General features: G+C 74.7%; 24 protein-coding genes and 1 riboswitch. Of the genes, 17 read left to right on the forward strand and 7 right to left on the reverse strand.

From position 1 onward, the window contains the following. Positions 1 to 20: 20 nt before the first annotated feature. Both ACZ6ZN_RS02145 and ACZ6ZN_RS02150 read right to left on the reverse strand, forming a co-directional pair. Positions 21 to 644 (reverse strand): sigma-70 family RNA polymerase sigma factor, encoded by a 624-nt coding sequence (locus ACZ6ZN_RS02145; protein WP_469642405.1) that lies wholly within the window; start codon positions 642 to 644, stop codon positions 21 to 23. A 211-nt stretch (positions 645 to 855) separates the two neighbouring features. Then, complete coding sequence (locus ACZ6ZN_RS02150; protein WP_469642407.1) at positions 856 to 1,581, reverse strand: hypothetical protein; 726 nt, start codon at positions 1,579 to 1,581, stop codon at positions 856 to 858. 287 nt (positions 1,582 to 1,868) lie between these two features. On the opposite strand from ACZ6ZN_RS02150, the gene ACZ6ZN_RS02155 reads away from it, so the two are divergent. The 13 genes from ACZ6ZN_RS02155 to ACZ6ZN_RS02215 all read left to right on the forward strand — a co-directional run bounded on the left by ACZ6ZN_RS02155 (position 1,869) and on the right by ACZ6ZN_RS02215 (position 14,734). Beyond that, positions 1,869 to 2,675: an SDR family NAD(P)-dependent oxidoreductase gene (locus ACZ6ZN_RS02155; RefSeq protein ID WP_469642408.1), complete on the forward strand. Its 807-nt coding sequence runs from the start codon at positions 1,869 to 1,871 to the stop codon at positions 2,673 to 2,675. 138 nt (positions 2,676 to 2,813) lie between these two features. After that, positions 2,814 to 3,611 (forward strand): VOC family protein, encoded by a 798-nt coding sequence (locus tag ACZ6ZN_RS02160; protein ID WP_469642411.1) that lies wholly within the window; start codon positions 2,814 to 2,816, stop codon positions 3,609 to 3,611. A gap of 370 nt (positions 3,612 to 3,981) precedes the next feature. Further along, positions 3,982 to 5,427 carry a serine/threonine-protein kinase gene (locus tag ACZ6ZN_RS02165; protein WP_469642413.1) on the forward strand — a complete coding sequence of 482 codons (1,446 nt, stop codon included), beginning with the start codon at positions 3,982 to 3,984 and terminating at the stop codon, positions 5,425 to 5,427. Positions 5,428 to 5,529: 102 nt separating this feature from the next. Then, positions 5,530 to 5,714: riboswitch (cobalamin riboswitch) on the forward strand. A 30-nt stretch (positions 5,715 to 5,744) separates the two neighbouring features. Continuing rightward, positions 5,745 to 6,446: an energy-coupling factor ABC transporter permease gene (locus ACZ6ZN_RS02170; RefSeq protein ID WP_469642415.1), complete on the forward strand. Its 702-nt coding sequence runs from the start codon at positions 5,745 to 5,747 to the stop codon at positions 6,444 to 6,446. Further along, complete coding sequence (locus ACZ6ZN_RS02175) at positions 6,443 to 6,808, forward strand: energy-coupling factor ABC transporter substrate-binding protein (RefSeq protein WP_451877641.1); 366 nt, start codon at positions 6,443 to 6,445, stop codon at positions 6,806 to 6,808. The genes ACZ6ZN_RS02170 and ACZ6ZN_RS02175 overlap by 4 nt, the downstream gene beginning before the upstream one ends. Before the next feature lie 6 nt (positions 6,809 to 6,814). Then, entirely contained in the window at positions 6,815 to 7,564 is a 750-nt protein-coding gene (gene cbiQ / locus ACZ6ZN_RS02180) for a cobalt ECF transporter T component CbiQ (RefSeq protein ID WP_451877642.1), read from the forward strand. After that, positions 7,561 to 8,436 carry an energy-coupling factor ABC transporter ATP-binding protein gene (locus ACZ6ZN_RS02185; RefSeq protein ID WP_469642418.1) on the forward strand — a complete coding sequence of 292 codons (876 nt, stop codon included), beginning with the start codon at positions 7,561 to 7,563 and terminating at the stop codon, positions 8,434 to 8,436. The genes cbiQ and ACZ6ZN_RS02185 overlap by 4 nt, the downstream gene beginning before the upstream one ends. 209 nt (positions 8,437 to 8,645) lie before the next feature. Continuing rightward, positions 8,646 to 9,302 carry a maleylpyruvate isomerase N-terminal domain-containing protein gene (locus ACZ6ZN_RS02190; RefSeq protein WP_451877644.1) on the forward strand — a complete coding sequence of 219 codons (657 nt, stop codon included), beginning with the start codon at positions 8,646 to 8,648 and terminating at the stop codon, positions 9,300 to 9,302. Positions 9,303 to 9,362: 60 nt separating this feature from the next. Further along, a complete protein-coding gene (locus ACZ6ZN_RS02195) occupies positions 9,363 to 10,166 on the forward strand; it encodes an alpha/beta fold hydrolase (RefSeq protein ID WP_469642421.1) in 804 nt (267 codons plus the stop codon). Then, a complete protein-coding gene (locus ACZ6ZN_RS02200; RefSeq protein ID WP_469642423.1) occupies positions 10,166 to 11,494 on the forward strand; it encodes a PP2C family protein-serine/threonine phosphatase in 1,329 nt (442 codons plus the stop codon). Before ACZ6ZN_RS02195 ends, ACZ6ZN_RS02200 begins: the two co-directional genes overlap by 1 nt. Continuing rightward, positions 11,491 to 11,823 carry an STAS domain-containing protein gene (locus ACZ6ZN_RS02205; RefSeq protein WP_451877646.1) on the forward strand — a complete coding sequence of 111 codons (333 nt, stop codon included), beginning with the start codon at positions 11,491 to 11,493 and terminating at the stop codon, positions 11,821 to 11,823. The genes ACZ6ZN_RS02200 and ACZ6ZN_RS02205 overlap by 4 nt, the downstream gene beginning before the upstream one ends. A 255-nt stretch (positions 11,824 to 12,078) precedes the next feature. After that, entirely contained in the window at positions 12,079 to 13,893 is a 1,815-nt protein-coding gene (locus ACZ6ZN_RS02210) for an ABC transporter ATP-binding protein (RefSeq protein ID WP_469642425.1), read from the forward strand. Positions 13,894 to 13,999: 106 nt separating this feature from the next. Continuing rightward, positions 14,000 to 14,734, forward strand: a complete 735-nt coding sequence (locus ACZ6ZN_RS02215) for a hypothetical protein (protein ID WP_469642427.1) — start codon at positions 14,000 to 14,002, stop codon at positions 14,732 to 14,734. A 3-nt stretch (positions 14,735 to 14,737) separates the two neighbouring features. Here the strand turns inward: ACZ6ZN_RS02215 and ACZ6ZN_RS02220 are convergent, their stop codons facing one another. Next, a complete protein-coding gene (locus ACZ6ZN_RS02220; protein ID WP_469642429.1) occupies positions 14,738 to 16,243 on the reverse strand; it encodes an MFS transporter in 1,506 nt (501 codons plus the stop codon). Between the two features lie 183 nt (positions 16,244 to 16,426). Between ACZ6ZN_RS02220 and proP the strand changes: the two genes are divergently transcribed. The 3 genes from proP to ACZ6ZN_RS02235 all read left to right on the forward strand — a co-directional run bounded on the left by proP (position 16,427) and on the right by ACZ6ZN_RS02235 (position 18,757). After that, positions 16,427 to 17,923, forward strand: a complete 1,497-nt coding sequence (proP, locus tag ACZ6ZN_RS02225; RefSeq protein ID WP_398107639.1) for a glycine betaine/L-proline transporter ProP — start codon at positions 16,427 to 16,429, stop codon at positions 17,921 to 17,923. Between the two features lie 106 nt (positions 17,924 to 18,029). Then, entirely contained in the window at positions 18,030 to 18,446 is a 417-nt protein-coding gene (locus tag ACZ6ZN_RS02230; RefSeq protein WP_469642431.1) for an SRPBCC family protein, read from the forward strand. Continuing rightward, on the forward strand, positions 18,443 to 18,757 hold the full coding sequence (locus ACZ6ZN_RS02235; RefSeq protein ID WP_451877652.1) for a hypothetical protein: 315 nt from the start codon (positions 18,443 to 18,445) through the stop codon (positions 18,755 to 18,757). Before ACZ6ZN_RS02230 ends, ACZ6ZN_RS02235 begins: the two co-directional genes overlap by 4 nt. Before the next feature lie 12 nt (positions 18,758 to 18,769). Here ACZ6ZN_RS02235 and ACZ6ZN_RS02240 read toward each other — a convergent pair whose 3' ends face one another. The 4 genes from ACZ6ZN_RS02240 to ACZ6ZN_RS02255 all read right to left on the reverse strand — a co-directional run bounded on the left by ACZ6ZN_RS02240 (position 18,770) and on the right by ACZ6ZN_RS02255 (position 26,360). Further along, a complete protein-coding gene (locus ACZ6ZN_RS02240; protein WP_469642433.1) occupies positions 18,770 to 19,957 on the reverse strand; it encodes a Rieske 2Fe-2S domain-containing protein in 1,188 nt (395 codons plus the stop codon). Between the two features lie 285 nt (positions 19,958 to 20,242). Beyond that, entirely contained in the window at positions 20,243 to 23,179 is a 2,937-nt protein-coding gene (locus ACZ6ZN_RS02245) for a hypothetical protein (protein ID WP_469642435.1), read from the reverse strand. A 2-nt stretch (positions 23,180 to 23,181) separates the two neighbouring features. After that, a complete protein-coding gene (locus ACZ6ZN_RS02250) occupies positions 23,182 to 25,029 on the reverse strand; it encodes an HSP90 family protein (RefSeq protein ID WP_469642437.1) in 1,848 nt (615 codons plus the stop codon). A 344-nt stretch (positions 25,030 to 25,373) separates the two neighbouring features. After that, on the reverse strand, positions 25,374 to 26,360 hold the full coding sequence (locus ACZ6ZN_RS02255; RefSeq protein ID WP_469642439.1) for a hypothetical protein: 987 nt from the start codon (positions 26,358 to 26,360) through the stop codon (positions 25,374 to 25,376). Positions 26,361 to 26,561: 201 nt separating this feature from the next. On the opposite strand from ACZ6ZN_RS02255, the gene ACZ6ZN_RS02260 reads away from it, so the two are divergent. Next, a complete protein-coding gene (locus ACZ6ZN_RS02260; RefSeq protein ID WP_398107646.1) occupies positions 26,562 to 26,984 on the forward strand; it encodes a DUF350 domain-containing protein in 423 nt (140 codons plus the stop codon).

Genomic DNA, 26,984 nt, shown 5'->3' on the forward strand with positions numbered 1-26,984 from the left:
CATCGATGGCGCGGTCGCCGTCAGGCGGCCAGGGCGGGCTCGGACGGCGCCGCCGTCTCCGTCTCCGTCTCTGTCTCGGCCAGCAGGGCCACGAGCGTGGCCCGCGCCCGGGCCACGCGGGAGCGGACCGTGCCGATCGGGCAGCGGCTCAGCGAGGCGGCCTCCGCGTACGGCAGTCCCAGCACCTGCGTGAGGACGAATGCCTCACGCCGTTCCTCGGGCAGCCCGTCGAGCAGTTCCCGCAGCGCCACGCCGTCGTCGAAGCCGGGCAGGCCGCGCGGCTGGGCGCGTTCGGCCGCCAGCTCCCAGTCCGGCAGCTCGGCCCGGCGGGGACGCACGGCCCCCGACCGGATGCTGTCGGCGACCGCGCGCCGGGCGATGGCCAGCAGCCAGACGCGCGCCGAGGAGCGGCCCTCGAACCGGTGCAGGCTGCCGAGCGCCCGCAGGAACGTGTCCTGCGCGAGATCGTCCACCGCCTGCGGATCGGCGCACAGGTGCGCGACGTACCGGATGACGTCGCGGTGCAGGGCCCGGACGAAGTGCTCGACGGCCACGGAGTCGCCGCCGCGCGCGGCCAGCGCCCAGGCGGTTATCGACGCGTCGGCGCAGGCCGATCCGTCACGGGGCAGGGCAGGAGTGATCACCAGGTGTCCTTCTCGGGGGTCCGGGACCACGGAAGCGCGCGGGCACACCGCGCCGGCGGGCAACGCATGGGCGCGTGGTCCGGTGAGTGGGGAGGGGCGCGCCCGTACGGCACCCCGGCGGCCGTGAGACGGGCCGGAGCGCACGAAGTACGGGCACGGGACGCGGGCCGGAGCGGCGCGAAGGCAGCCCCGGGACCGGCACCGGCTGCCGTCAGGCGGCAGCGGCCCCCACGGGTGGCCCTCGGGAGGTGATCGCGTGGACGAGGAGCAGCAGCCGCGGCCTGCGGTCGCCGGACCGGCGGCGCACACGCGCCGGCGGGGGCGGCGGCGCGGGCCGGGCGAACAGGAGCCGCAGCGGAGCGGCGAGCCGGGCGCCGAGGGCGCGCAGCAGACGGAAGACGGCCCGCTCCCCGTGGGCCAGCCACAGGCCGCAGAGCAGGGCGGCGAGCAGGTGCCCGGCGAGCATCCCCAGGGACGAGTCGTCACCGGGGCCGTGCGCGGCGAGCATCCCGAGGGACGAGTCGTCACCGGGGCCGTGCGCGGCGTGCCCCGCGGCTCCCGCGCCGTGGCGCATCCCGCTCGCGCCCGCACCCGTGTCCGGCCCGGCACCCATGTTCATGTGCATGCCCATGGGCATGGGGTGGGCGCCCGCGGGCTGCGCTCCCCCGGCCGCCTCCCGGGCCCCCTGCGGGGCGAGGGAGAACGCCGAGTGCAGGGCGGTCTGCACGGCGACCGCGACGGCGACGACCACCCCGGGTCCGCGTTCACGGCCCGCCAGGCTCCAGCCCGCCGCGCCGGTGGCGGCCCAGCCGGCCGCCAGCACCCACGGCGGCACATGGTCGCCGGACATCATGACGTGGCCCAGGGCGGCGAGCACGACACAGACGGCCGCGAACACCGCGGCCCGTACCGTGCGGACGCACCACCCAGCTGTCATGGCGCCTCATCCTCGCATCCGGCCCCCGTTCTGCACCCATGCGTACGCGCGGCACCCGGTCCGGGCACTCAATCCCCGCCATGTGATCCAGGCCACTACGAGGGACGGGCACCCCTCGGGTCCGGCCGCCCGTCCGCCCCATGGCGTCCGCCCGTCCGCCCGTCCGCCCGTCCGCATGGTGGGCGCATTGCCCCACCCCAGCGCCGTGCCGATCATGCAGTGCCGCGTCGTCGCCTTCCCCGCCGTACCCCGAGAGGCGGCCCTGCCCCCACCTAGAGTGGGGCGGCATGACGAACCAGCCGACGCACAGCACCCCGACCCCGCCCGCCTACCTCGCCGAGCTGTTCTCCCTGGAGGGCCGCGTCGCGCTGGTCACCGGCGGCAGTTCCGGCATCGGGCGCGCCATCGCCGTGGCCCTGGCCCGCGCCGGGGCGAGCGTCGTGATCGTGGCCCGGAAGGAGGGCGAACTCGCGGCAACGGTCGCCGAGTTGACGAACCTAGGCTGCCGGGCCGCCTGGGTCGCGGCGGATCTGAGCACCCGGGAGGGCGTGCGGGCCGCCGCCGACGGCGCGGCGGAGGTGTTCGGCGAACCCGACATCCTCGTCAACAGCGCGGGGATCAACCTGCGTCCGCCCATGGACGAGCTCACCGAGGACGTCTGGGACGCCACGATGGCCGTCAACCTCGAGGCCCCCTTCCTGCTGGGTCAGCGTTTCGGCCCCGGCATGGCGGAGCGCGGCTACGGGCGGATCATCCACATCAGCTCCCAGCAGGCACATCGCGCGTTCATCCAGAGCGGGGCCTACGGCGCCTCCAAGGGCGGGCTGGAGGCGCTGGCCCGCTCCCAGGCCGAGGCGTGGTCGCCGCGCGGCGTGACCTGCAACCTGCTCGTGCCGGGCTTCGTGATGACGCCGCTCAACGCCCGTCTACAGTCCGACACCGAGGCGGTGGCGGCCCTGGCCGCCCGGACCATGATCGGGCGCAACGGCCTGCCCGGGGACTTCGCGGGCGCGGCCGTGTTCCTGGCGAGCCCGGCCTCCGCGTACGTCACCGGCCAGTCGGTGTTCGTGGACGGCGGCCTGTCCGTCCACTGACCCACCCCGAGATCCTGCGCAGTGCTCGCGGCGGCACCCCACCCGGCCCCGGCGTCCCCCGAGTGGAGAGCGGCGGCGCGCGCCGCCGGGTGCCCGGTGTCACGCTGGGCCCAGGACTCGCTGAAGGGAAGCACCGCCATGATCACCACGGAGTACGCCCCCGGCTCACCCTGCTGGCTCGACCTCGGAGCTCCGGACGTCCGGGCCGCCGCGTCGTTCTACAGCGCCGTGCTCGGGTGGGAGTACGAGTCCATGGGCGAGAGCGAGGACTTCGAGGGCGGGATGTTCAAGAAGGACGGCAAGGTCGTCGGCGGCCTCGGCAAGCTGACCGAGGAGGGCGCGCGCCCGGCGTGGATGCTGTACTACAGCGTCCCCGACGCGGACGCCACGACCGAGGCCGTGCGGCAGGCGGGCGGCACCGTCCGGGTCGAGCCGATGGACCTCGACGAGTGGGGCCGGATGGCCCAGTACAGCGACCCCCTGGGCGGCCAGTTCGCCGTCTGGCAGCCGGGGACGAACGCCGGCCTGGACCTCGTCGACGAGCCGGGCTCGCTGTCCTGGGTCGAACTGTTCACGACCGACGCGGCGGCGGCCAGGGAGTTCTACGGCGGCCTGTTCGACTGGCAGTTCAGCGACATGCCGCTGCCCGGCGGCGCGGGCACGTACACCCTCATCACGCCGGCGGGCCTGCCCGAGGACCGGATGCACGGCGGGCTGATGGAGATGGACGCGCAGGACCTGACGCTGACGGACGGACGGCCGTACTGGCACCCGGTCTTCGCGGTCGAGGACTGTGACGCCGCGGCCGCCCGCGTCACGGAGAAGGGCGGCGAGGTGCAGATGGGGCCGCAGGACATGGAGGGCGTCGGCAGGCTGGCCGTCTGCCTGGACCCCGCGGGGGCGGAGTTCGTGCTGCTCGCCCCGTCGGAGAGCTGAACCCCCACGGCGGCGGGCCTCTTGACCGGCCCGCCGGGCCGCCGCTGACCACAGGGGCTTACGCCGTGACTCCCGCGGCCCCGGTCGGGCCAGGACGGGCCACCCGCGTGCCCCCGACCGCCGGGCCAACCCGCCCACCCCGGCCGCCGGCAGGCCCCCGCCACCACACCGCGAGAGCACGTCCTGCGGGGCCGCGGGCCGCGTCCGGCCCCCGGTGGTCAGCCCGCCCTCCCGGGCGTGGAAGGGCCGCCTCCGCCGGGGGATCGCGGGGGCGCGCGGCGCCAGTATCCTGGGGCGGCTGCGGCAGCCCTCGGCAATCTCCGTGCGTGCGCGGGGAGTTCGGTCTGCGGCGGCGGACCTTCCCCTGAGCGTGAGACGAGGACGAGTGCTGCTAGCGGGCCGCTACCGGCTGGATGTGGAGATCGGGCGCGGTGGAATGGGAGAGGTCTGGCGTGCGTACGACGAGACGCTCGCCAGAGCAGTGGCCGTCAAGCTGCTGCTGCCCCAGGACACCGACGCCACCGCGACCTCGCGGTTCCGGCTGGAGGCCCAGACCGCCGGGCGCCTGAACCACCCCCACGTGGTCGGCGTGCTGGACTTCGGCGAGTTCGACAACCGGCTCTACCTGGTGATGGAGCTCGTCGACGGCGACAGTCTCTCCCAGCTGCTCGCCACGTCGGGCGCGCTGCCCGCCGAGCGCGTGGCGGTCCTGGCGGCACAGGCCTCCGCCGGCCTCGCCGCCGCGCACGCCCAGGGCATCGTGCACCGGGACGTGAAACCCGCCAACCTGCTGCTCGACGCCCGCGGCACCCTGAAGATCGGCGACTTCGGCATCGCGCGCTTCATGGACGACCCCGGCGCCGCGCTCACCGCCACCGGCCAGATCGTCGGCACGGGGATGTACCTCGCCCCCGAACGCGCCCTGGGCAAACCCGCGGGTCCCGCCTCCGACATGTACTCGCTGGGCTGCGTGCTCTACCAGCTCCTCAGCGGCCGCCCCCCGTTCGAGGCGGACAGCGCCGTCGCCCTGCTCCACCAGCACCTCGACGCCGCTCCGGTGCCGCCCCGCGAGCTGGGCGTCTCCGGTCTGCCGCCGGCGTTCGAGAACTACCTGCTCGGCCTGCTCGCCAAGCAGCCCGAGGACCGGCCCACCGCGCAGCAGGCGGCCGAGTGGTTCGCGGGCGGCGCCTGGCGGGGGCTGCCCGAGCCGCTGCCGGAGATGTCGCCGCCCGGGCGGTCCCGGCCCCGGCCCGCACCGGCCACTCACGGCACCCCTCCGGGCGCGGGGGCGAGCAGCCCGACCACGTACGCGCTGCCGGCGGCACCCGGGTCGCGCAGCGCGGCCCGCGCGGCGCAGGCGGGGCGTCCCGGGCGCGGCGGACGACGCGGCGGGGGGAGCGGAAACCGTTCGAAGGCCGTCGCCGCGGTCGCGGCCGCGGCGCTGTTCGTCGCCGCGATGCTCATCGGCATGCAGTGGTTCTCGCCGGACGACACCGCCACGGAGGGCACCGACCCGGGCCCCTCGCCCACCGCGAGCACCCCCACCGCCGGGGCGAGTTCCGGCCCCGCGTCGGGATCGCGGCCGGACTCCGGCCCGGCCGCCACGCCGGCCACCGGGACGGTGGCCGATGTCATCCCGCCCGGCACGACGCCGGTCGAGCAGGCCCCGCCCTCTCCGGCCGCCGAGGGCACCGCACCCCCGCCGGACGCGGGCGCCGAGCCACCGGCGGAGGCGGAGCAGCCGGAGCAGGAGCAACCGCCCGCGCAGCAGGGGGACGGCGAGGCCGAGGACGGCGGGGACGAGGGCGACGACTGACCCACGAGGCGTTCCCCCGGCGGAGCCCCAGGTGCGCCGGTGTGCGAGGGGGCGCCCCTCGCGCGCCCCCGGGTGCGGGTTGTGCTCGTCCTGATCCGGGCCTTATTGTCACCTGGCCTTGGTGAACGGGAAATCCGGTGTGATGCCGGTGCGGCCCTCGCCACTGTGAATCGGGAAGTCCGGCTCCGGCCCTCGCGGGCAGCCACTGGGTCCTTGTGACCCGGGAAGGCGGAGTCCGGGCGGTGGTACCCGTCAGCCAGGAGACCGGCCAAGGCGCGTCAACCATCCACGAGGTGCTGGAGAGGGTCTGCTGAGCCATGCACATAGCCGAGGGTTTCCTTCCTCCGGCGCACGCGGTCGCCTGGGGCGTCGCGTCGGCGCCGTTCGTCGTCCACGGGGTCCGGTCACTCACCCGTGAGGTGCGCGAGCACCCCGAGAGCACCCTGCTCCTCGGCGCCTCCGGCGCCTTCACGTTCGTCCTGTCCGCGCTGAAACTGCCCTCCGTCACGGGCAGTTGCTCCCACCCGACCGGAACGGGCCTGGGGGCCATCCTGTTCCGGCCGCCCGTCATGACCGTGCTCGGCACCATCACCCTGCTCTTCCAGGCGCTGCTGCTCGCCCACGGCGGGCTGACCACGCTCGGCGCCAACGTCTTCTCCATGGCGATCGTCGGGCCCTGGGCCGGGTACGCCGTGTACAAGCTGCTGCGGCGGTTCGACGTGCCGCTGATGGTGACGGTGTTCTGCGGCGCGTTCGTCGCCGACCTGTCCACCTACTGCGTCACCAGCGTGCAGCTGGCGCTCGCCTTCCCCGACCCGGGCAGCGGTTTCCTGGGCGCGCTCGGCAAGTTCGGCTCCATCTTCGCCCTCACGCAGATCCCGCTGGCGGTGAGCGAGGGACTGCTGACGGTCCTCGTGATGCGGCTGCTGGTGCAGTCCAGCAAGGGCGAGCTGACGCGGCTCGGCGTGCTGCTCACCGCCAAGGAGACGCGCGACGAGACCCAGGTGGTGGCCCGATGAGCCGGAACACGAAGATCAACCTGCTGCTGCTGTTCGTCGTGGCCGCGCTCGCCGTGCTGCCGCTCGTGCTCGGCCTCGGCGACCACAAGGAGGAGCCCTTCACCGGCGCCGACGGCGAGGCCGAGACGGCGATCACCGAGATCGAGCCCGACTACGAGCCGTGGTTCTCCCCGCTGTACGAACCGCCGTCCGGGGAGATCGAGTCGGCCCTGTTCTCCTTCCAGGCCGCGCTGGGCGCCGGTGTCCTCGCCTACTACTTCGGGCTGCGCCGGGGACGACGGCAGGGCGAGCAGCGGGCCCTGGAGCGGGAGGCGGCGGCCGCTCCCCCGGCCGCCGGAGAGTCCGTCTCCGCGAAGGACTGAGCCCGGGTGCTGCCGATCGACGCGGCGGCGCACAGCAGTCGCTGGCGCCGCCGTCATCCCGTGGACAAGGCCGTGCTCGGACTGGGCCTGACCGTGCTGGCCGTCTGCCTGCCGCCCTGGCCGGGCGCGGCCCTGGTGCTGGTCACCGCGGTCGTGCTCCTGCTCGGTCCGGCCGGTGTGCCCGGGCGGCGCCTGTGGCGGGCCTACCGGGTGCCGCTGGGCTTCTGTGCGACCGGCGCGCTGACCCTGCTGGTGCAGGTCGGCGGGCCGGGCGGGTTCGTCTCCCTCGCCGCCGACGGTCCGCTGCGGGCCGGGGAGTTGATGCTGCGTACCTCCGCGGCCTCGCTGGGCGTGCTGCTGTTCGCCTTCACCACGCCCATGTCCGACCTGCTGCCGCGCCTGGTGCGCGCGGGGGTCCCGGCGCCCGTGGTGGACGTGGCGCTGGTGACGTACCGGATGAGTTTCCTGCTGCTGGACTCCGTGCGCCGCATCCGGCAGGCCCAGGCGGCCCGGCTCGGTCACACCGGCCGCCGCGCCGAGTGGCGCTCCCTGGCCGGTCTCGGTGCCACGGCGTTCGTGCGGGCCTTCGACCGGGCCTCTCGCCTCCAGGCCGGCCTGGCCGGGCGCGGCTACGACGGCACGCTGCGCGTCCTGGTCCCCGAGGCGCGTGTCTCCGTCCGTTTCACGGCCGTCAGCTGCCTGCTGCTCGCGGTGCTGGCCGCCCTCACCTTCCTCCTGGAAAGGCCGCCGCTGTGAGCGAGCCCGCCCTCGTCGCCCTGCGGGGCGCCTCCTTCGCCTACGAGGACGGCCCCGCCGTGCTCAGCGGCCTGGACTTCACCGTCACCGAGGGCCGCGCACTCGCGCTGCTCGGCCGCAACGGCAGCGGCAAGACGACCCTGATGCGGCTGCTGAGCGGTGGACTGCGCCCGACCCGGGGCGAGTTGAGCCTCGAAGGGCGGACGGTGACGTACGACCGCAAGGGGCTGACCCGGCTGCGGACGACGGTGCAGCTCGTGGTGCAGGACCCGGACGACCAGCTGTTCGCGGCCTCCGTGGAGCAGGACGTGTCGTTCGGGCCGCTGAACCTCGGTCTGCCGGACGGGCAGGTGCGCGAGCGGGTGGCGGAGGCGCTGGCGGCCCTGGACATCACCGCGCTGGCCGACCGGCCCACGCACCTGCTGTCCTACGGCCAGCGCAAGCGGACCGCCATCGCGGGCGCCGTCGCGATGCGTCCGCGGGTGCTGATCCTGGACGAGCCGACGGCCGGGCTCGACCCGGAGGGCCAGGAACGGCTGCTCGCCACCTTGGACGGACTGCGCGCGAGCGGCACCACCGTGGTGATGGCCACCCACGACGTCGACCTCGCCCTGCGCTGGGCCGACGACGCGGCGCTGCTCACCCCGTCCGGCGTGCGCACCGGGCCGGCTCCGGTGGCCCTGGCGCGCACCGATCTGCTGCACGCGGCGGGACTGCGGCTGCCGTGGGGAGCCGCGGCCGCTCACCTGCTGCGCGCCCACGGCCTGGTGAGCGGTTCACAGCCCTGCCCCCGCACACCGGAGGAGCTCGCGGCCCTGGTCGCCGGACGAGCGGATGCCGTGCCGGAGGGGTCGCCGGTTCGGTCGACGTAGGACTGCACGGGTCCGCGGCGGCGGACGAGACCCGGGAGTTCCCTGACCGCCGTGGCCCACCGGTCCGTCCGGGTGGGTGTCGCAGTGCCGGAACCTGCCTCGTGCGCGAGGGGATCACCGGCGACGCGGCCCCGCGACCGCCCCGTCGCCGGTTCGACTGCCCCGAAAGGCGCTTGTCCCTCCCCGCCGGACCGCACTACGTTCCCGGGGTGGATCTCTTCTCCCCGTCCTGGACGGCGCTGCGCGGGGCGGTCGCCGCCCTGGACGACGTGGACTTCGGGCGCCCGTCCGGCTGCACCGGCTGGCTGGTGCGCGACCTGGTGTGCCATCTGGTCATCGACGCGCAGGACGTCCTCATCACCCTGGCGACCCCGTCGGACCGGGAGCCGACCCGGGACGCGCTGACGTACTGGGAGGTGTCCGCCGCGCCGCCCACCGGCGACGACCCCCTGGACGCGCTGACCGTCCGGCTGGCGTCCGCGTACGAGGACCCGCGCCTGCTCGCGTTCCACCTGGACGACGTCGGCTCCGCCGCGGGCCGCGCCGCCCTGCTCGCGGACCCGGCCCGGCGGGTGGGCACCCGTGGCGAGGTCCTCACGGTGGCGGACTACCTGTCGGCGTACGTGCTGGAGTGGACCCTGCACCACCTCGACCTGATCGCGCACGTGCCCCGCGCGCCGCTGCCGCCGGCGGCCGCGCTCCGCCGGTCGCGGGAGATGCTGGAGGGGATCGCCGGCTCGCCGTTCCCGGCGTCCTTCAGCGACGCGGACGCGCTGCTGATCGGCACCGGCAGGCGGGCCCCGACCGGGGCGGAGCAGGCCGCGCTGGCGGAGCGGACGCCCCGCTTCCCGCTCCACCTGGGCTGACTCCCCTTCCCGTGTCGCCCGCCGTCGTGGCGGATCCGGCGGGATGGGACCATAGCCGGTATGGACATCCGCCGCAGGAACAACGTGAACGTCATCGGGCGGGCCGATGCCCCCGTGCTCCTCCTCGCGCACGGGTTCGGCTGCGACCAGAACATGTGGCGCCTGGTGCTCCCGGCCCTGGCCGAGCGGTACCGGGTCGTGCTGTTCGACTACGTGGGCTCCGGTGGATCGGACCTGTCGGCGTGGAGCGAGGAGCGCTACTCGTCGCTGGACGGCTACGCGCAGGACGTCGTGGACGTCTGCGAGGAGCTGGACCTGCGGCAGGCGGTGTTCGTGGGCCACTCGGTCAGCTCCATGGTGGGGGTGCTGGCCGCCCGGTCCGCGCCGGAGCGCATCGGGGCCCTGGTGATGGTGACGCCCTCCCCGTGCTACATCGACGATGACGGGTACCGCGGCGGTTTCAGCGCCGAGGACATCGAGGAACTCCTCGGCTCCCTGGAGGCCAACTACCTCGGCTGGTCGTCCGCCATGGCTCCGGTGATCATGGGCAACCCGGACCGGCCCGAGCTGGGCCAGGAGCTGACCAACAGCTTCTGCGCCACCGACCCGGACATCGCCCGGGTCTTCGCCCGGACGACCTTCCTGACCGACAGCCGCGAGGACCTCAAGGGCGTATCCGTGCCGACCCTCGTGCTGGAGTGCGACCAGGACGCGATCGCGCCCCGCGAGGTCGGGGCGTACGTGCACGCGGCGATCCCCTCGTCGCGTCTGGTCACCCTCGACGCCACGGGCCACTGCCCGCAGCTCAGCGCGCCGGAGGCGACCACCGGGGCGATCCTCGACTTCATGGAGTCGCTGCGGTGATGTGCCGTACGAGCGGCGTGCCGGAACCCGCGGGGACCGGGGACGAGCCGAGCACCGACGCGGTGTTCACCGCCTTGCTGGAGGACAGCGCGGAAGACCTCTACGAGTCCGCCCCGTGCGGCTACCTGTCCACGATGATGGACGGCACCATCGCCAAGATCAACAGCACGCTGCTGGACTGGCTCGGCCTGGACCGCGCGGAGGTCGTAGGGCGCAAGCGTTTCCCCGACCTGCTGACCGTGGGCGGCAAGCTGTACCACGAGACGCACTTCGCGCCGCTGCTGCGCATGCAGGGAGAGCTGCGCGGCATCGCCCTGGAGATGCGCCGCGCGGACGGCGGACGGCTGCCGGTGCTGGTGTCGGCCGTGCTCAAGCGCGGCAGCGGGGGCGATCCCCTGCTCACCCGCATCACCGTCTTCGACGCGTCCGACCGCCGCGCCTACGAAGAGGAACTGCTGCGCCGCCGCAAGGAGGCCGAGCGCGCCCGCGCCGAGGCGGACGAGGCACGGCGCCAGGCCGAGGCCGACCGCGCCCGCCTCGCCGACGCCCTGACCGTCCTGCAGAAGTCCCTCGTGCCCGACTCGCTGCCCGTCGTCCCCGGACTGGAGACGGCCGTCCACTACCACACGGCCTCCCCGGACCAGCTGGGCGGCGACTTCTACGACCTGTTCCCGGTCGACGGCAACCGGTGGGCGTTCTTCCTGGGCGACGTGTGCGGCAAGGGCCCCGAGGCGGCCTCGCTCACCTCGCTGACCCGCTACACGCTCCGGGCCGCCGCGCACCACGACCCCGAGCCCGCATCGGCCCTGGCCACGCTGAACGCCGTGCTGCACGAGCGGTACACGGCCGGCGGCGACCCCCGGTACTGCACGTGCATCTTCGGGATCGCCGAGCCCGGCGGCCCCGACGGTTCGGTGACCGTCCGCATCGCCTCCGGCGGCCACCCCTCGGCGCTCGTCCTGCGGGCCGGCGGCGGTGCCGAGTTCCTGCCGACCCCCGGCGGCCTGCTCGTCGGCGTCCTGCCCCGCGCGCCGATCGGCAGCGCCGAGACCGTCCTGGCCCCCGGCGACACCATGGTGCTCTACACCGACGGTCTCACCGAGGCCCGTATCGGCCCCGGCCGCGACGACCTGTACGGCGAGGACGCCCTGCGCGCCTTCGCCGCCGAGCGGGCGCCCGCCTCGCCCCGCGAGGTGATCTCCGCGCTGACCGGACTGCTGCGGGGCTTCGGCGACGGGCTGGACGACGACACCGCCCTGCTGGCCCTCGGCGCCCCGGCCACCGACGGCCCCGCCCGGACCAGCCCCACCAGTGGGTCCGCCTCATGAACGCGCTCACCATCAGTCACCACGACACCGCGACCGGCCCCGCCGTCCGCGTGGCGGGCGACCTGGACTACGACCGGGCCCCCGAGCTGCGCCGCCGGGTCGAGGAAGTCCCCCTCGCCGCCGGGCAGTGCCTCACCCTGGAGCTGTCCGGTCTCGACTTCTGCGACTCCTCCGGCATCACCGCCCTGCTGGCCGCCCGCCAGCACGCCCTGGCCGCCGGGGCCGACGTCGTCCTGACCGGCGTGCCCGCCCACCTGATGCGCGTGCTCACCATGGTCGGCCTGGACCGCGTCTTCACCCTGCGCCCGGAGGCCGAAGCCGCGTCCTGACGGCGGCGGGGACCCGGCGCGGTGCGGGCACGGCGGCGGGGACCCGGCGCGGGCGGCGGCTGCCGCGCCACCGGTCCCCGCCGACGCGCGCCCCGGTGCTCCCCGGGCACTCCCGCCCGGCCGGAAAAGGCTTGGACCGGACGACCGCCCGCGCGGGACACTTCCGGACTCGACTCTCGATCCACACATCCGTTGCGGCGACGGCCCCTGCCCGCACACGCACGGCGGTCGGCCGCGGAACGACACAGGGGTGGGATGGAAACGCCGGAAACACACAGGGTTTTACCGGGCAGGCGTTCGGTGCTCCTCGCACTGCGCCACTACGGACGGGAGCTGGCCCGGCTGCGCCGGTGGACGGCTCCCGCGATGCTGCTCATGGCGCTGGGCAACATCGGGATCCAGTACGTCGCGCCACTGATCGTCGCCAAACTCGTCGGCGAGCTCGCGAGTGACGGGGACGTCTCCCTCGACTCCGCCCTCCCGTACGTCCTCGGCTTCGCCGGTGTCCTGCTGGTCGCGGAGGCGCTGTGGCGGGTGGCGCTGCACTGCCTCAACCGGCTCGACGCGCTCGGCATCGAGCGGCTGTACGTCGTCGGGATGGACGAGCTGTTCGCCAAGGACGCCACGTTCTTCCACGACAACTTCGCCGGGTCGCTGACCAAGCGCGTCCTCAGCTTCGCGGCCCGCTTCGAGCAGTTCGTCGACACGCTGACGTTCCAGATCGTGGGCAGCTTCGTGCCGCTGCTGTTCGGCGCGGTGGTGCTGTGGCGCTACGAACCGCTGCTCGTCGTCGGCCTGCTGGCGATGATCACGCTCACGGGCGTGCTCGTCGCGCCGCTCGTGAGGCGCCGGCAGGCCCTGGTGGACCAGCGGGAGGAGGCGATCGCCCGGGTGTCGGGCCATGTCGCCGACAGCCTGATGAACATGGACACGGTGCGGGCCTTCGCCGCGGAACGGCGCGAGGCCGCCGAGCACCGGTCCCGGGTCGCGCGCTCGCGCCGGCTCACCCTGCGCTCGTGGGACTACGGCAATCTGCGCATCGACACCCTGGTCGCGCCGATGTCGGTGCTCACGAACGCGACGGGGCTGCTGCTCGCGGTCGCGCTCGGCGGGGGCACGCACGGGGTCGAGGCGATCGTGGTCGCCTTCGCCTACTACAGCAACGCCACGCGGATCATGTTCGAGTTCAACCAGATCTACCGGCGGCTGGAGAGCTCGATGACGGAGGCCGCGCAGTTCACCGAGCTGCTCCTCACCCCGCCGACCGTGCTGGACCCGCCGGCCCCCGAACCGCTGCGGCCCCGAGGCACCGACGTCCGCTTCGAGAAGGTCACGTTCGCGCACCGCGGCGGCCGGCCGCTGTTCGAGGGACTCGACCTGACGGTGCCCGGCGGCAGCAGGATCGGCCTGGTCGGGCGGTCCGGCGGCGGCAAGACGTCCCTGACGCGGCTGCTGCTGCGGATGACGGACATCGACGGCGGGCGCATCCTGATCGGCGGCCAGGACATCAGCCGGCTGCGCCAGGCCGACCTGCGCGGGCAGATCGCCTACGTGCCGCAGGACCCGGCGATGTTCCACCGCACGCTGCGGGACAACATCGCCTTCGCGCGGCCGGACGCGAGCGACGCGGAGGTCCGCCGGGCCGCCGAGGCGGCCCACGTGACGGAGTTCGCCGACACGCTGCCGGACGGCTTCGACACCATGGTGGGCGAGCGGGGCGTGAAGCTGTCCGGCGGCCAGCGCCAGCGGGTGGCGCTCGCCCGGGCCATCCTGCGCGACGCGCCGATCCTGCTGCTCGACGAGGCCACCAGCGCCCTGGACTCCGAGAGCGAGCTGCTCGTCCAGGAGGCGCTGTGGCGGCTGATGGACGGGCGGACGGCGCTGGTCGTGGCGCACCGGCTCAGCACGGTCGCGGGCATGGACCAGCTGGTCGTCCTCGACCGGGGACGGATCGTGGAGCAGGGCACGCACGAGGAGCTGCTGGCGGCGGGCGGGGCGTACGCCAAGCTGTGGCAGCACCAGTCGGGCGGCTTCCTGGACGACACGGCCGGCCGGGCGGAGGCGGTGTAGCGGCGCGGCCGCCGGCCGCCGCGGCCCCTTGGCGGTGGCCGGCGGCGGGCGCGTCCCTATGATCGGGTGAGCCGGTGCGGGGGCGCCGGGGAGGGGTCGGGAGACGGTGGATTCTCCGCGAGGCCGGGTGGCCGGGTCCGTTCTGTGGGCGCTGCTGGCGCTGATGATCCTGGGCGTGGGCGTGGCGTCGGCGTTGCAGGTCCGCGGCGCGCTGGACCGCGAGCGGGAGTACCGGGCCGCGCGAGCCTGCGCCGCCACGCCCGTGCGGGCGTCCGGGTGCGTGTGGGAGCAGTCGTTCACCGTGCGCGAGACGGACCTGCACCGCGGTGAGCGCGCCGCGTCGCCCGAGGCCCGGCTGGTGCTGCCGTCGGGCAAGGTGTGGCGGGTGACGTTCCCGCGCGCCGAGCCGGTGCTGTCGGGGCTGGAGCCGGGTGACCGGGTCACCGGCGTCGTCTGGCACGGCCGGGTCGTCGAGGTGCGGGGCCCCGGGGGCGCGCGGCAGCAGACGTCCGACGGACCCGTGGGGTGGCCCGCGGACCGGCTCGGCGGCGCGCTGGCCTGCGTCTCGTTCGGCCTGGCCGGTCTCGTTGGCGGGCTGTGGTCCCTGGTCGCGCGCGGCGACCGGCACGCGAAGGCCGGGCGGGTGGTGCGGTGGCACGGCGTCGGCCTGGGGGCCGCCGCGGTCCTCGGCCTCTGGGCACAGACCGCCAACGACTGGCCGATCTGGGCGATCGTGGCGATCTGGGGTCCGCTCACGCTGCTGGTCCTGGCGTCCATGACGGCGTTCACGATCGCCGCCCTGCGCGGTGAACTGGGGGACGAGGCTCCCGTGGCCGCCTAAGGGTCAGGACTGCCGGGAGTGCACCGGGCTGTGGGCGACGTCGTCGGGGCAGGTGCGGTGCGGCTCCCGCGTACGGCGGTCGCGCCGCCAGTCGAAGGCGGCGAGGGCGAGCGAGGCGGCCATCCCGAGGATGCCGGCGCCCAGCGCGACGAAGAGGGCGCCCCGGTAGTCGTCACCGCGGTGGGCGAGCACCAGGTAGAACAGGCCGGGCAGGGCGGCGGTCCCGACGGCGGCTCCCAGGCGCTGCCCGGTCTGGAGCGCACCGCCCGCCGCTCCCGCCATGCGCACCGGCACGTCCCGCAGCGTCATGGTGATGTTGGGCGAGATCACACAGCCGCCGCCGAGGCCGCCGACGAACAGGGCCGGGGCGGTCAGCCAGGGGGCGATGTCCAGGGGCGCGAAGCGCAGCAGCAGCGCGGTGCCGCCCAGGCCGGCGATGACACCCGCCAGTCCCCCCACGGTGAGCAGCCGGCCGAGCCGGTCCACCAGCCGCCCGGACACCGCTGCCGCGCAGGCCGAGCCGACGGCGAAGGGTGTCACCGCAAGGGCCGACCGCAACGGGGACCAGCCGAGGCCGTGCTGGTAGAAGAGGGCGAAGACCAGCCAGATGCCGCTGAACCCGATGAAGTACAGGGCGCCGACGCCCGCGCCGACGGCGTAGCCGCGGACGGTGGTGAACAGGCGGGGATCGAGCAGCGGCTGGGTCCCGCGGGCCAGCAGCCGGTGCTGGCGGCGGGTGAAGCCGAACAGGAGCACGCCTCCGACCGGGAAGAGCCACCACAGCCCGGTCAGACCGCCGGCCTCCGCCTGCACCAGCGGGTACATCAGCGCGAGGACGCCGAGGCCGAGGAGGACGACCCCGGGCAGGTCCACGTGCCCGCGTCCGGAGGTGGCGGTGCGGGGCAGCAGGCGGCGGCCGAGGAGCACGGCGAGGACGCCGATGGGGACGTTGACGTAGAAGATCCACCGCCAGCCGTCGGGGCCGTCGGCCAGGGCGAGGATCAGGCCGCCCGCGAGGGGGCCGACCGCGGAGGAGATGCCGACGGTGGCGCCGAAGAAGCCGAAGGCGCGGCCGCGCTCGGCGCCCCGGAACATCTGCTGGATGAGTGCCGAGTTCTGCGGTGCCATGAAGCCGGCCGCCAGGCCCTGGGCCAGGCGGGCCACGACCAGCAGCGTGATGCTGGGTGCCGCTCCGCAGGCGGCGCTGAAGAGCACGAACCCGCTGAGGGCGAGCAGGAATATGCGCCGCCGGTCCAGGGCGTCGCCGAGCCGGCCGGCGCTCACCAGGGCGAGCGCGAAGGCGAGGGCGTAGCCGGACACCACCCACTGCACCTGGGCGGCCGAGGCGTGCAGTTCCTTCTGGACGGTGGGCAGGGCGACCGCCACGATCGACACGTCCAGCAGGCTCATGAAGCCGGCCACCAGGGTGACCCACAGGGCCCGCCAGCGGTTCGGGTCGGGCTCGTACCCGGTCTCCCGGCTCCCGCCGTCCCGCGCTGACGCTGACACTCGCGCTCCTCTCACCGGGCCGGACGGGCCGGTCAAGTTCCCCGGTCGGGGCGGGGGCACACACCCGGCCCGTGGTCGACACGCTGCGTGATCGACCGTACGCCGCGCGAACGGGTTCGTTTGAGCGCGCGCGTTCGGTGCAGGCGCTGTGGTTGGAACGACGTACGGCGAAAGGAACCGATGATGGCGGCGACCGGCAAGGACGAGTCGGTGGACCCGGCGGCGGTGAGAAGGCACCGGGTGCTGTTCCGGGCGATCGACCAGCGCCGCCACCCGAAACTGCGCCGCAGCGACATCACGGTGACCGACGAGGCGGCGGTCAAGCGCGCCACGAAGGCCGCCGCCCTGGGCAACGCGATGGAGTGGTACGACTTCGGCATCTACAGCTACCTGGCGTCGACCATCGGCAGGGTCTTCTTCCCCTCCGGCAACGACACCGCCCAGCTGCTCAGCTCCTTTGCGACGTTCGCGGTGGCCTTCCTGGTGCGTCCGCTCGGCGGCATGGTCTTCGGGCCGCTCGGGGACAGACTCGGCCGCAAGCGCATCCTGTCCCTGACCATGATCATGATGGCGGTGGGCACGTTCGCCATCGGCCTGATCCCCTCGCACGCCGCCATCGGCCTGTGGGCCCCGGCGCTGCTGATCCTCTTCCGCATGGTGCAGGGCTTCTCCACCGGCGGGGAGTACGGGGGCGCCTCGACCTTCATCGCGGAGTACGCGCCCGACAAGCGGCGCGGCTTCTTCGGCAGCTTCCTGGAGCTGGGCACGCTCGCCGGCTACGTCGGGGCGTCCGGCCTCGTCGTGCTGCTGCAGACCCTGCTCAGCGACGAGCAGATGCTGTCCTGGGGCTGGCGCGTCCCCTTCCTCGTCGCGGCCCCGCTCGGCCTCATCGGCCTCTACCTGCGGCTGAAGCTGGACGAGACGCCCGCGTTCCAGAAGCTGGAGGGCGGCCAGGGGAAGGCCGCCGACGCGGCCGAGGGGGTGGAGACCTCGGCCACCGCCGACCTGGGGCGGATCTTCACCCGCTACTGGCGGCCCCTGCTGCTGTGCCTCGCGCTGGTCGCGGCGTACAACATCACCGACTACATGCTGCTGTCGTACATGCCCACCTACCTGTCCGACGAGCTGGGCTACGCGACCAACCACGGGCTGCTGATCCTGCTCGTGGTGATGGTGCTGCAGATGTGCGTCATCAACCAGGTGGGCCGGCTGTCGGACCGTTTCGGGCGCAAGCCGCTGCTCATGACGGGCATGCTCGGCTTCCTGCTGCTGTCCGTGCCGTCGTTCCTGCTCATCCGGCAGGGCAGTGTCGTCCTGATCACCCTGGGACTGCTGCTGATGGGCCTGTCCCTGGTGATGATGCTGGGCACGATGTCGGCGGCGCTCCCGGCGATCTTCCCCACCCACGTGCGCTACGGCTCCCTGTCCGTCGCCTACAACGTGGCCACCTCGGTCTTCGGCGGTACGACACCGCTGGTGATCACCGCGCTGATCAGCGCCTTCGACTCCACCCTGATGCCGGCGTACTACGCCACGGGCGCCGCGGTCGTCGGTGTCGTCGCCGTGCTGTGCATGCGGGAGACCGCGAACAAGCCGCTGGCGGGGTCCCCGCCCTCGGTCGAGACGGAGGCGGAGGCCGCGGAGCTGGTGCAGGCGCAGTCGCCCCGGCCCCGGTTCTGACCGCCGACGGGCCCCGTCCACCCGGGCGGGGCCCGCGCGGTTGGACCGCGGCGGGCAGGGGAACGCGGGAGTGCCGTACACCGAACGACACGAGGCCGGTGAAGCGATGTCCGAGTACGAACGCTCCCGCACGATGCCCGCGCGGCCCGAGGACGTCTTCGACCGGGCGGCGGACGTCGACCGGCTCGATGCCTGGCTCCCCGGGGCCCTGCACGTCCGGGCCGGGGACCTGCCCGCCGTCACGGTGCACGAGGACGGCACCGACGAGGACACCCCCGCGCTGCTGCGCGCACGCCCCGAGCAGATGCGCCTGGAGTGGGGCACCCGTGAACAGGGCTCCTACGCGGGCTGGCTCCAGGTCGCCGGGATCGACAGCGGCGCCAGCGAGGTGACGGTGCACCTGTCGTTCTTCGACGACGGGCACGACCCCGGTGAGCGGGCCGCGGGCGAGGCCCTGGACTCCGGTCTGCGGCGGCTGGAGGAGCAGGTGCGGCTGCGCGCCGGGCACGGGACGGGCCGATGAGCGTGGCGCGCACCAGGCAGTACTCCGTGGCCGCGTCGGGACAGTGGACCGACGAGGAGGAAGGCCGGCGGCGGCTGCCCTCCGGGGAGGTCCACGCCTGGGAGCCGGGGCGCAACGAGACCGTGTGCGGCCTCTCCCTCAGCCGCTCCCGGCTGACGCGCCTACCGCACGTGAACTGGGTCGACACCTTCCCCGAGTCCGGCGGCGCGGCGGACCGGGTGCGGCGCCAGTGCCCGCGCTGCGCCTCGGTCGCGGGCCGCCGAGGGCTCGACGCCCGCCCGCGCTGGCGGCGCACCGACCCCCGCCCCTGACGCGCGGGACGCTCAGCAGGCGGAACCGGTCGCGGAGCCCGCCCCGTCCGGGCCGCCGCACGGCTCGGACGCGCCGCATCCGACGGCCCGGGGACGGATCGGCACACCATTGGCGCGCAGCACCTCGCGCACGTCCAGGATCAGCGAGAACACCTCCCGGTTGCGGTCCTCGCCCTGCTCGTCCCAGGCCCGCTGCTCGGCCTCGACGGCCATGCGGTCCTCGGCGAACACGCGCTCGGTGAAGCGCCGGATGAACGGCCAGGCCAGGCGCAGCGCGCCCGGGACCCTCGGCTTCTCGATCATCAGCAGGCCGTAGGTGTGGCACCGGCGCTGCTCGGCGTCCTCCGGCACGTAGGCGGCCCACAGGCGGAAGGCGGGCCGCTGCGCGTTCTCCGGGACCAGGTCGAGGGTCTGGTACGGGTACTCGGTGCGGATCGTCATGACGTCGCTGGAGTCGCTGCCGCCCAGGCCCTCGGCGGCGAGCAGGCTGGCGCCGCGGTCGCGTCTGCCGCCGGTGTGCGTGAACAGGTACCTGGCCTCCACCGACCGTGCGTCGGCGCGCTGGCCGAGCAGCTCGGGGCGGAGCCGGCCGACGACTCCGCGGTGCAGGAACTGGTGGTTCATGTCGAGCAGGTTCTCGTGCATGAACGAGTAGTGGCAGTGCACGGTCCGGGAGTAGGTCATCGTCGCGTACCGCGGGGAGCCGTACGCCGGCAGGTGCGGCAGCGGGGTGCCGTCCGCCTTGTCCGGGTCGCCGGGGAAGACGAACACCAGGCCGTAGGCCTCGCGGACCGGGTAGCCCCGCACCCCGCGCGGCGGCCGCCCGTCGCCCTTGGACAGGTAGGGGATCTGCGAGATGCGGCCGTCACCGCGGTAGGCCCAGGCGTGGTAGCAGCAGCGGAGCGTCTCGCCCTCGACGACCCCCATGCTCAGCGGCACCTGCCGGTGGGCGCACCGGTCCTCCAGCGCGTACACGGTGCCACCGGTCCCGCGGTACAGCGCGATCCGCTCCCCGGCGAACGCGGTCGCGTACGTCCGGCCCCTGCGCACCTTCCGGGACACGGCGACCGGGTACCAGTGGTCCGGGTGCGCCCCGATCCGCCGCAGGTCGGCGACGCCGGGACCGGTGTCGCGGTGCGGCGAGGGCCGGTCGCTCCCGGCCGCGGCGCGGGCGGCTCCGGCCTCGTGGGTCTCGGTCATACCTCTCCCTCGCAGGTCCCGGTCGTCGGGCGTGGGCGGCGTGGCCGCTGCCCCCGCCGGCCGGTCCCCGAGGCGACGGGCACCCGGGCGGCCACGCCCCATCCTGACGCCCGCGGCCCACCGGCGCCCTGCCCGGCGCGTGCGGACGGGTGAGGGCCCCGGCCGCCGGGCGGGCCCGGTTCGCTGCCGCGACCGCGCAGCGCGTTCCCGCCGGGGCGACGGGTAGCGGCCGGTCCGCGCGGTGCCGGGACGGGTTCCGCGCCGGCACCGCGAGCGGGGCCGGGGTCAGTCCTCGTCGCGGAGCCGGGCCGCGAGGCTGATCAGGGCCTGCGCCTCCGCCGGGTACCCGAGGGCGGTCAGCCGGGTGACGGCCGCGTCGAGACGGGCCAGGGCGGGGGCGGGACGCTCCAGGTAGAGGCCCTCCACCGCCCCCGCGAGACGGACGCACTCGGCCCATTCCCCGGCGTGCTCGTCCTGCGGTCCGGGCTCGCCGAGCAGCGCCAGGGCCTTGTCGAGGGCGGCCAGGGCGTCCTCGTAGGCGCCCGCGTAGGCGTTGACCCGCCCGTGCTCGTACGCCAAGGCCGTCTCCAGGGAACGGCCGTGCGGCTCGTGGCCGGCCGCGCGGGCCTCGTCGGCGACCCGGGCGGCGTCGTCCAGGAAGGCGCGGGCCGCCTCCAGCCCGTCGGGGCCCTGCTGCTGCGCCTGGAGCCGGGCCAGTTCGCGCAGGCAGTTGCTGAGCTGCTCGTGGCGCGGGTCCCGGGCGTGGGCGGCGAGGGCCCGGTCCGCCGCCTCGCGGGCCCGGCCGAATTCCCCGGACTCGGCGAGCAGCACGGCCGTCTCCGCGGCGATCATGGCGTGGCTGCCCGGGTCGTCGTCCCAGCCGGCCGATTCGGCCGCGAGGGCGACGAACTCCGTGGTGGCGGCCTTCAGGTCGTCCCCCGCGTGCAGGGCCCGGGCGCGGGTGAGGCGCAGCTGGGCGGCGAGCCGGTCGTCCAGCTCGCCGGCGGCGACGTCCGGGTCGGCGAGCAGCGAGTCGAGCAGGGCGATGCAGTCCTCGACCCGGCCGAGGTCGAGGCTGAGCTGTGCGGCGTTGGAGTAGGTGCAGTACGCGTCGGTGCGGCTGCCGCGCCGCAGGTCCGCCTCCGCCGAGCGCGTGAGGTGCCGCAGGGCCTCCTCGGGGCGGCCCAGGTGCATGCAGGCCTCGGCCAGGTCGGCGTGGAGGCGGCCGGTGTCCATCGCGTCGGCCGGCCACTCGGCGGCCCGGCGCAGTCCTTCGGTGAGGTCGGCGTACGCGGCCTCGGCGTCCCGCAGGCCGAGTTGGATCCGGCCGCGCAGACCGAGCGTGCGGGGCAGGTGCCAGGCGGGGCCCTGCTCCTTCAGCCGGGCCAGCAGCTCGTCGAGAGTGGTGACGGCGGCGGGCAGGTCGCCGGACAGGGCGTGGGTGCTGGCCCGCAGCAGCAGGGCGGCGGAGATCTGCCCGGCCACATCGTGCCGGACGGCGAACGCGTGCAGGGCGTCGATCTCGGCGAAGACCGGTGCGACGTGCTCCTCGTCGCGCGTGGTCTGCAGGCGCAGCGCCAGCGCGGTGACGCGCAGGCGCAGCATCCGGGCCTCCAGGTGGGGTGCGAGGCCCGGGGTCTCCTCCTGCAGCCGGACCACCGCCGCGTGCGCGGAGGTCAGCGCGGCGGCCCCGGCTTGCCCGCCGTCCGCGCCCTGCGCGGGGCGCCCCGCCCCGGCGAGCAGCGAGCAGGCGCGGGCCAGCGCCGCGGGGCCGGGCAGGCCGGCGTCGTCGTAGAGGCCCGCGGCCTCCTCGTGCAGGGCGACGGCCTCGTCGAAGTCCTCCCGCTCGCCGGCGCGGCTCGCCTCGTCGGTGAGCAGGTCGGCGCGCAGCCGCACGAGCGGGCCGGCGGCCGGGTTGGCGGGGTGGGCGTAGTCGCGGGCGGCGACGAGGGTGCGCAGCCGGTCCCAGCAGGCGCGGGCGTCCGGGTGGCCCTCCTCCTCCGCGGCGCGTGCACGCGCGATGAGGTCGGGCAGTTCCTCGGGGACGGCGGGTGTACGGCCGGCGGGCGCGGTGACCGGGGCGGCCGGGGCCACGTCGTCGAGGGTGCGCGGGCGCAGGGTCAGTTCGAGGGTGTCCAGCAGCGGGGCGCGCTCCAGCCGCTCCCGGCGGCGGTCGGAGTGGGTGGTGGTTCCGTTGCGGGCGTCGAACCGGGCGGCGAGGTCGTCGGCCCGGCCGCGTACCTCGGCGCGCAGCTCCGCGACGGTCCAGGTGCGTCCCGCGTACCCGGCGGCGGGCACGTCGCCGTGGCCGAGGCCCTCCACGCGCCGCAGGAGGACCTCCACGCCGGTGAGGAAGTCGAGCTGGTCCAGGGGCGAGTCGACCTCGTCGAAGAGGTTGCGGTTCTCGGCGAGCAGTTCCAGGCCGCGGGCCTCGTTGCCGGTGAGCGCGCAGAACTCCAGGTGCCGGCCGGTCTCCGCGGACATCGCGGGGTTGCGGCGGCAGGCGCGGTAGCCGGCCAGGTGCAGCTCCCGGGCCCGGTCCGCGTCGCCGGTGCGCAGCAGGGGCAGCAGGGCGTACGACAGGGAGCGGGCGGGCTCCTCCTGGCAGGACTCCTTGCCGGTCAGGACGGGTTCCCAGGTGCGCAGCGCGCGGGCGTCGTCGCCCGCCCCGAGGTGGTACAGGGCGCGGTCGCAGATCTCGCACGCCTCGCAGTCGCTGAGCCGGGTGCGGGTGCGGCCCGCCCACAGTTCGAAGGCGAGGGCGGTGTCCTCGCCCACGTGGGCGGCGAGTTGGTAGGCCTGGCCGTAGTAGGGCTGGAGGCCGTGGCCGGCCTTCTCGTAGCGGTCGCGCATCTCGGTCAGCCACTGGCGCAGGCTGGCCAGCGGTATCTCGGGCAGGGCGCGCAGGGCGTTGGACACCCACTTGAACCGCCAGAACAGGGTGTGGCGCAGCCGGTCGTCGAAGACGTCGGGCTGTTCGTCGAAGAGGTTCAGCAGGCGGGCGAAGACGACGGGCGACTTGCGGGGCTCGGAGCCGTAGGTGTACGCCTCCTGCAGTTCCAGGAGCGCGTGGATCAGCGGGAGGGGCTCGTCGAACTGCTCGGCGGCGTCGGCGAGTTCCTCCGCGGTGACCGTGCGGGTGCGGCCGTAGGGACGGCGGCCGTTCTCCCGGAGCGCCTGGTACAGCTCGTCGGTGCTCTGGGGGTGGGGTGCGGTGGGCATCGTCAGCTGTCCTTGCGCAGGGCGTGGGCGAGAAGGTCGAGGAAGGAGCGGTTGATCAGGCTGGACTCGGCGGGCCGGAGCGGGCGCCGGGACAGCATCACGGCCTGCCCGTAGAGGGCTTCGGCGCTGGTGCGGGCCAGTTCGGGCTCGTCGATGGTCACGGCGGTGCGGACCAGCGGGTTGAGCTGGTTGAGGATCAGCTGGGCGCGGGGGGCCTCCTGGCGCAGGGCGCCGAGGATGTCGCCCCACAGGCCGCCCTCCTGCTCGCGGGCGAGCCGGGAGCGGGTGCGTTCGTGCCGGGCCTCGCGGCTGTCGACGAGGAGGGCGGGGGCGGAGGCGGGCTGGAAGGTGCGCAGCGCGACGTCGCAGTCGAAGACGGCGAGGGCGTCGCGGGCCCGGGCGAGGTAGGCCGCGGCGGCGAGTTCGGTCTCCCGGTCGACGGGGTCGAGGTGGGCGGTGAGGGTCTCGGGGTCGAGGTCGGCGACGCTCATCCCGGGCCGGATCTCGGGCAGCCGGTGGACCAGTTCGCGGTCGTAGGTGTAGCCGCCGTTGACGACGCCGAGCCCGGCGGCGGACGCGATCGCGGCGACCTGCCGGAACTCCTCCACGGTCGACGTCACGAGCACGGTGGCGTGGGTGCGCGCGAACTCGTCGAGGGTGGTGTGCCCGTCGGTGGTCTCGAACGGCAGCCACGGCAGGAGCATCCGCATGATCTCGTCGTCGTGCACGGCGAGCGACTTCACGGCGAGGTGGTGCGCCTGGAGGAAGCGGTGGAGCAGGTCCGGGTCGCTGGCGGCGGCCCGGGCGATCCAGTCGCGCAGCCGCCCGGCGAGGGCGTCGCGCACGGCGGCCAGGGTGTCGTCCTCGTAGAGGGACTCGCGGGAGGCGGTCGGGCGCAGGCTCTCGGCGTCGACGACGCAGCGGACGAAGAAGGCCCACTCGGGCAGGATCTCCTCGGCCTGCTCGGACAGCAGCATGCCCTTCACGTGCACGCGGTGACCGTGGCGCCGCCCGGCCGGCACCGCCTCGGGCAGCACGCAGGCGATGCCCTTGAGGCCGACGGCCGGCAGGTCCAGTTCGATCGTGTCCAGCGGCCGGAAGCCGAAGACCTCCTCGCCGTACTCCGCCAGGGCCCGGGCCCGGGCCCCCGGGGTCGGGTGGGTGCGGGACCAGGGGGCGGGCTCGGGGTTGACGGGCGTGCCGGGGCCGCCCGTGCCGTCGTCGAAGGTCACCGGGTGGCGCAGCAGGGAGCCGAAGTGGCGGGCCAGCGCGTGGACCTGGCCGGGGCTCGTCCACTCCCCCGCGTCGGTGCGCGGGGTCAGGGTGACGGTGGTGCCGGGCGCGGGGCGGGCGGAGGCGGGCAGGGTGCGGACGGTGTAGCTGCCGTCACCGCGGCCCCGCCACTCGACGGCCGGGGCGCCGGGGGTGCGGGCGGAGCGGCTCAGGACGTGGATCTCGTCGGCGACCAGGAAGCAGGAGAGCAACCCGATGCCGAACTGGCCGATGAAGTCGCCGCGTTGCTCGGCGATCCGGTCCGCCCGCTTGCTGCTGCGGCCGATCGTGGCGAGGAACGCGTGCACGTCGGCCTCGGTGAGACCGACGCCGTCGTCCTCGACGCGGACCACGGATCCGTCGGCGTACAGACGGACCCCGAAGTCGTCGGCGGGGGCGTCCGGTTCGAGGGTGTGCCGCGCGGTGAGCGCGTCCACGGCGTTCTGCATCAGCTCGCGCAGGTAGACGCGGGGGCTGGAGTAGAGGTGGTGGGAGAGGAGGTCGACGAGGCCGCGCAGATCCACCTGGAAGGTGCGGTCGGCGCCGGCCTCGTGCGCGGCGGTCTCGGGCAGTGTCATCGGCAGTCCGGAGTCGGGAAGGGCCAGTGGGAGGAAGGAGGGTGCGGGGCGGGCGGTGGACGCGGGGGTGGTGCCGGTCGGGCACGGGGTGCCCGGTCCGGCGGCACGAGCGGCCGGGCGACGGGCGCGGCCGCCCGGTGCCCGCCGGTCCGGGCGGCGCTGCGGTGCGGGCGGTGCACCGGCCGGGAGCGACCGGGAGGCGCGGGCGGTGCACCGGCCGGGGGCGACCGGGAGGCGCGGGCCGTGGGCCGGCCGGGGGCGCCGGCGGGGCGGTCACCTGGACCCCGCGCCGGCTGCCCGGCACGGGGTGCGTGGCGTGGACGCCCCGGCGGTGGCCGGGCGGGTCAGGCGCGGCGGTGGTGGCGCGCGAACTGCTTCTCCGGGTCCGCGAAGTACGTCCAGGGCCAGTCGGTGTAGGCGCCGTCCAGGGTGTGGAAGACGCGCCGCACCGTGTGGCGTTCGCCGGCCAGGGACAGGGCCATGGCGAAGATGTGGAAGTCGTGCTGCCAGCCGAGCGGCCACGCGTAGGCGGGGTGCAGGATGCTGTGGTCCGCCGCCTCGCGCAACCGCGCCCGGATCTCGTCCGTCTGCAAGTGGTCTCCGCGCCCGGCCTCGACCCACTCCTCGATGTACGCCATGGGGAGCACGCAGCCGAGGCGGTGCCCCGCCGGGGCCACGGCGAACGCGTCCTCGGCGAAGGCGAGGGCCTGCCCCGGCTCGCCGCCCCAGCGGGGCTGGAGCTGGGACAGCCAGGCGAGGTGGACCTGGAGGTTCAGCGGGTCGCGGCGCAGGGCGGCGTCGCGGCGGGTCTCGTTGACGGTGGAGCCCAGGGACATGCCGCGGCCGGAGGTGAGCAACTGGCGCCACGGCGCGAGCCATTCCGGTCGCAGCTCGGCGGCTTCGAGGAGCTGCTCCTCGGCGATCTCCAGCCGCTCGTGGAACACGCGCCACTGCTCGCGCGTGACCTCGGAGGCCCGTGCGGCGGTGCGCGCCTCCCAGCCCCAATGGATGTGACGCGTACCGGAGATGAGCAGAGCCGTCGCCCGCTGCTCCTTGTCCTCCTCCACGGCCCGGACGATCCAGTCCTGCACGCCGTCCAGTTCGACGATCTCGCCGAGCACCTCGAGGTCGCGTCCGAGGTCGAAGGGGGCCAGCGCCGCCTTGACGGCTTCCCAGTCACCGGCGTCGGCGGCCTCCACCAGTGCCAGCACGCGCGCGTCGCCGAGAGCGCGCAGCCGGTACGTCCCGCCGCGCTGCCTGCGCGGGACCGGGAGGGCGTGCGGATCCGCCACCGGTCTCTCCGCGTCCCTGCCGAACAGCTTGCCGAACATGCCGCGCCCTCCCCTGGTACCGCGTGATCATCGGGGTGCAGCATAAGCGGACCCACCGACAGGTCCTCCACCGGGTTTTCACGGTGGTTTCACGCCTCCCACCTCGGCGATCACCCCCTCCGGGATCGAACGAGTGCGCTAGATTTTGCTCCGCCTTGACCGCGATCACTCGGATCCCTCAACCATCGGAGCAGCCTCCCCATGAGCGACATCGTCAACGGACTCGGCCGGGCCACCGCTTACGGCGGACTGGGTCTGGTCCTGCTGGTCCTCGGCATCGTCCTGGTCGACGTGCTGACGCCCGGGAAGCTCGGACGGCAGATCTGGGAGCAGCGCAACCGCAACGCCGCCCTGGTGCTGAGCTCCGCGCTGCTGGGCATCGGGGGCATCGTCTTCACGTCCATCTGGACCACCTACGACGACTTCGGCAAGGGCCTGCTGTCCACCGCGGCGTTCGGTCTGCTCGGCCTGGTGATGATGGCGGTGGCGTTCCTGGTGGTGGACCTGCTCACCCCGGGCCGCCTGGGCGAGGCCCTGGTCGAGGAGGAGCCGCACCCCGCGGTCTGGGTCACGGCCTCCTGCAACCTGGCCGTCTCGGCGATCCTGTCCGCGTCCATCGCCTGA

It is taken from the genome of Streptomyces sp. NPDC053665 (assembly GCF_055585285.1).

What these genes read in the sequence shown, in the direction of transcription:
- ACZ6ZN_RS02150 (WP_469642407.1), bottom strand. Translation starts at nt 1,581, where the DNA reads ATGACAGCTGGGTGGTGCGTCCGCACGGTACGGGCCGCGGTGTTCGCG.
- ACZ6ZN_RS02155 (WP_469642408.1), top strand. Translation starts at nt 1,869, where the DNA reads ATGACGAACCAGCCGACGCACAGCACCCCGACCCCGCCCGCCTACCTC.
- ACZ6ZN_RS02160 (WP_469642411.1), top strand. Translation starts at nt 2,814, where the DNA reads ATGATCACCACGGAGTACGCCCCCGGCTCACCCTGCTGGCTCGACCTC.
- ACZ6ZN_RS02170 (WP_469642415.1), top strand. Translation starts at nt 5,745, where the DNA reads ATGCACATAGCCGAGGGTTTCCTTCCTCCGGCGCACGCGGTCGCCTGG.
- ACZ6ZN_RS02175 (WP_451877641.1), top strand. Translation starts at nt 6,443, where the DNA reads ATGAGCCGGAACACGAAGATCAACCTGCTGCTGCTGTTCGTCGTGGCC.
- ACZ6ZN_RS02195 (WP_469642421.1), top strand. Translation starts at nt 9,363, where the DNA reads ATGGACATCCGCCGCAGGAACAACGTGAACGTCATCGGGCGGGCCGAT.
- ACZ6ZN_RS02200 (WP_469642423.1), top strand. Translation starts at nt 10,166, where the DNA reads ATGTGCCGTACGAGCGGCGTGCCGGAACCCGCGGGGACCGGGGACGAG.
- ACZ6ZN_RS02205 (WP_451877646.1), top strand. Translation starts at nt 11,491, where the DNA reads ATGAACGCGCTCACCATCAGTCACCACGACACCGCGACCGGCCCCGCC.
- ACZ6ZN_RS02210 (WP_469642425.1), top strand. Translation starts at nt 12,079, where the DNA reads ATGGAAACGCCGGAAACACACAGGGTTTTACCGGGCAGGCGTTCGGTG.
- proP (WP_398107639.1), top strand. Translation starts at nt 16,427, where the DNA reads ATGGCGGCGACCGGCAAGGACGAGTCGGTGGACCCGGCGGCGGTGAGA.
- ACZ6ZN_RS02230 (WP_469642431.1), top strand. Translation starts at nt 18,030, where the DNA reads ATGTCCGAGTACGAACGCTCCCGCACGATGCCCGCGCGGCCCGAGGAC.
- ACZ6ZN_RS02235 (WP_451877652.1), top strand. Translation starts at nt 18,443, where the DNA reads ATGAGCGTGGCGCGCACCAGGCAGTACTCCGTGGCCGCGTCGGGACAG.
- ACZ6ZN_RS02240 (WP_469642433.1), bottom strand. Translation starts at nt 19,957, where the DNA reads ATGACCGAGACCCACGAGGCCGGAGCCGCCCGCGCCGCGGCCGGGAGC.
- ACZ6ZN_RS02245 (WP_469642435.1), bottom strand. Translation starts at nt 23,179, where the DNA reads ATGCCCACCGCACCCCACCCCCAGAGCACCGACGAGCTGTACCAGGCG.
- ACZ6ZN_RS02250 (WP_469642437.1), bottom strand. Translation starts at nt 25,029, where the DNA reads ATGACACTGCCCGAGACCGCCGCGCACGAGGCCGGCGCCGACCGCACC.
- ACZ6ZN_RS02255 (WP_469642439.1), bottom strand. Translation starts at nt 26,360, where the DNA reads ATGTTCGGCAAGCTGTTCGGCAGGGACGCGGAGAGACCGGTGGCGGAT.
- ACZ6ZN_RS02260 (WP_398107646.1), top strand. Translation starts at nt 26,562, where the DNA reads ATGAGCGACATCGTCAACGGACTCGGCCGGGCCACCGCTTACGGCGGA.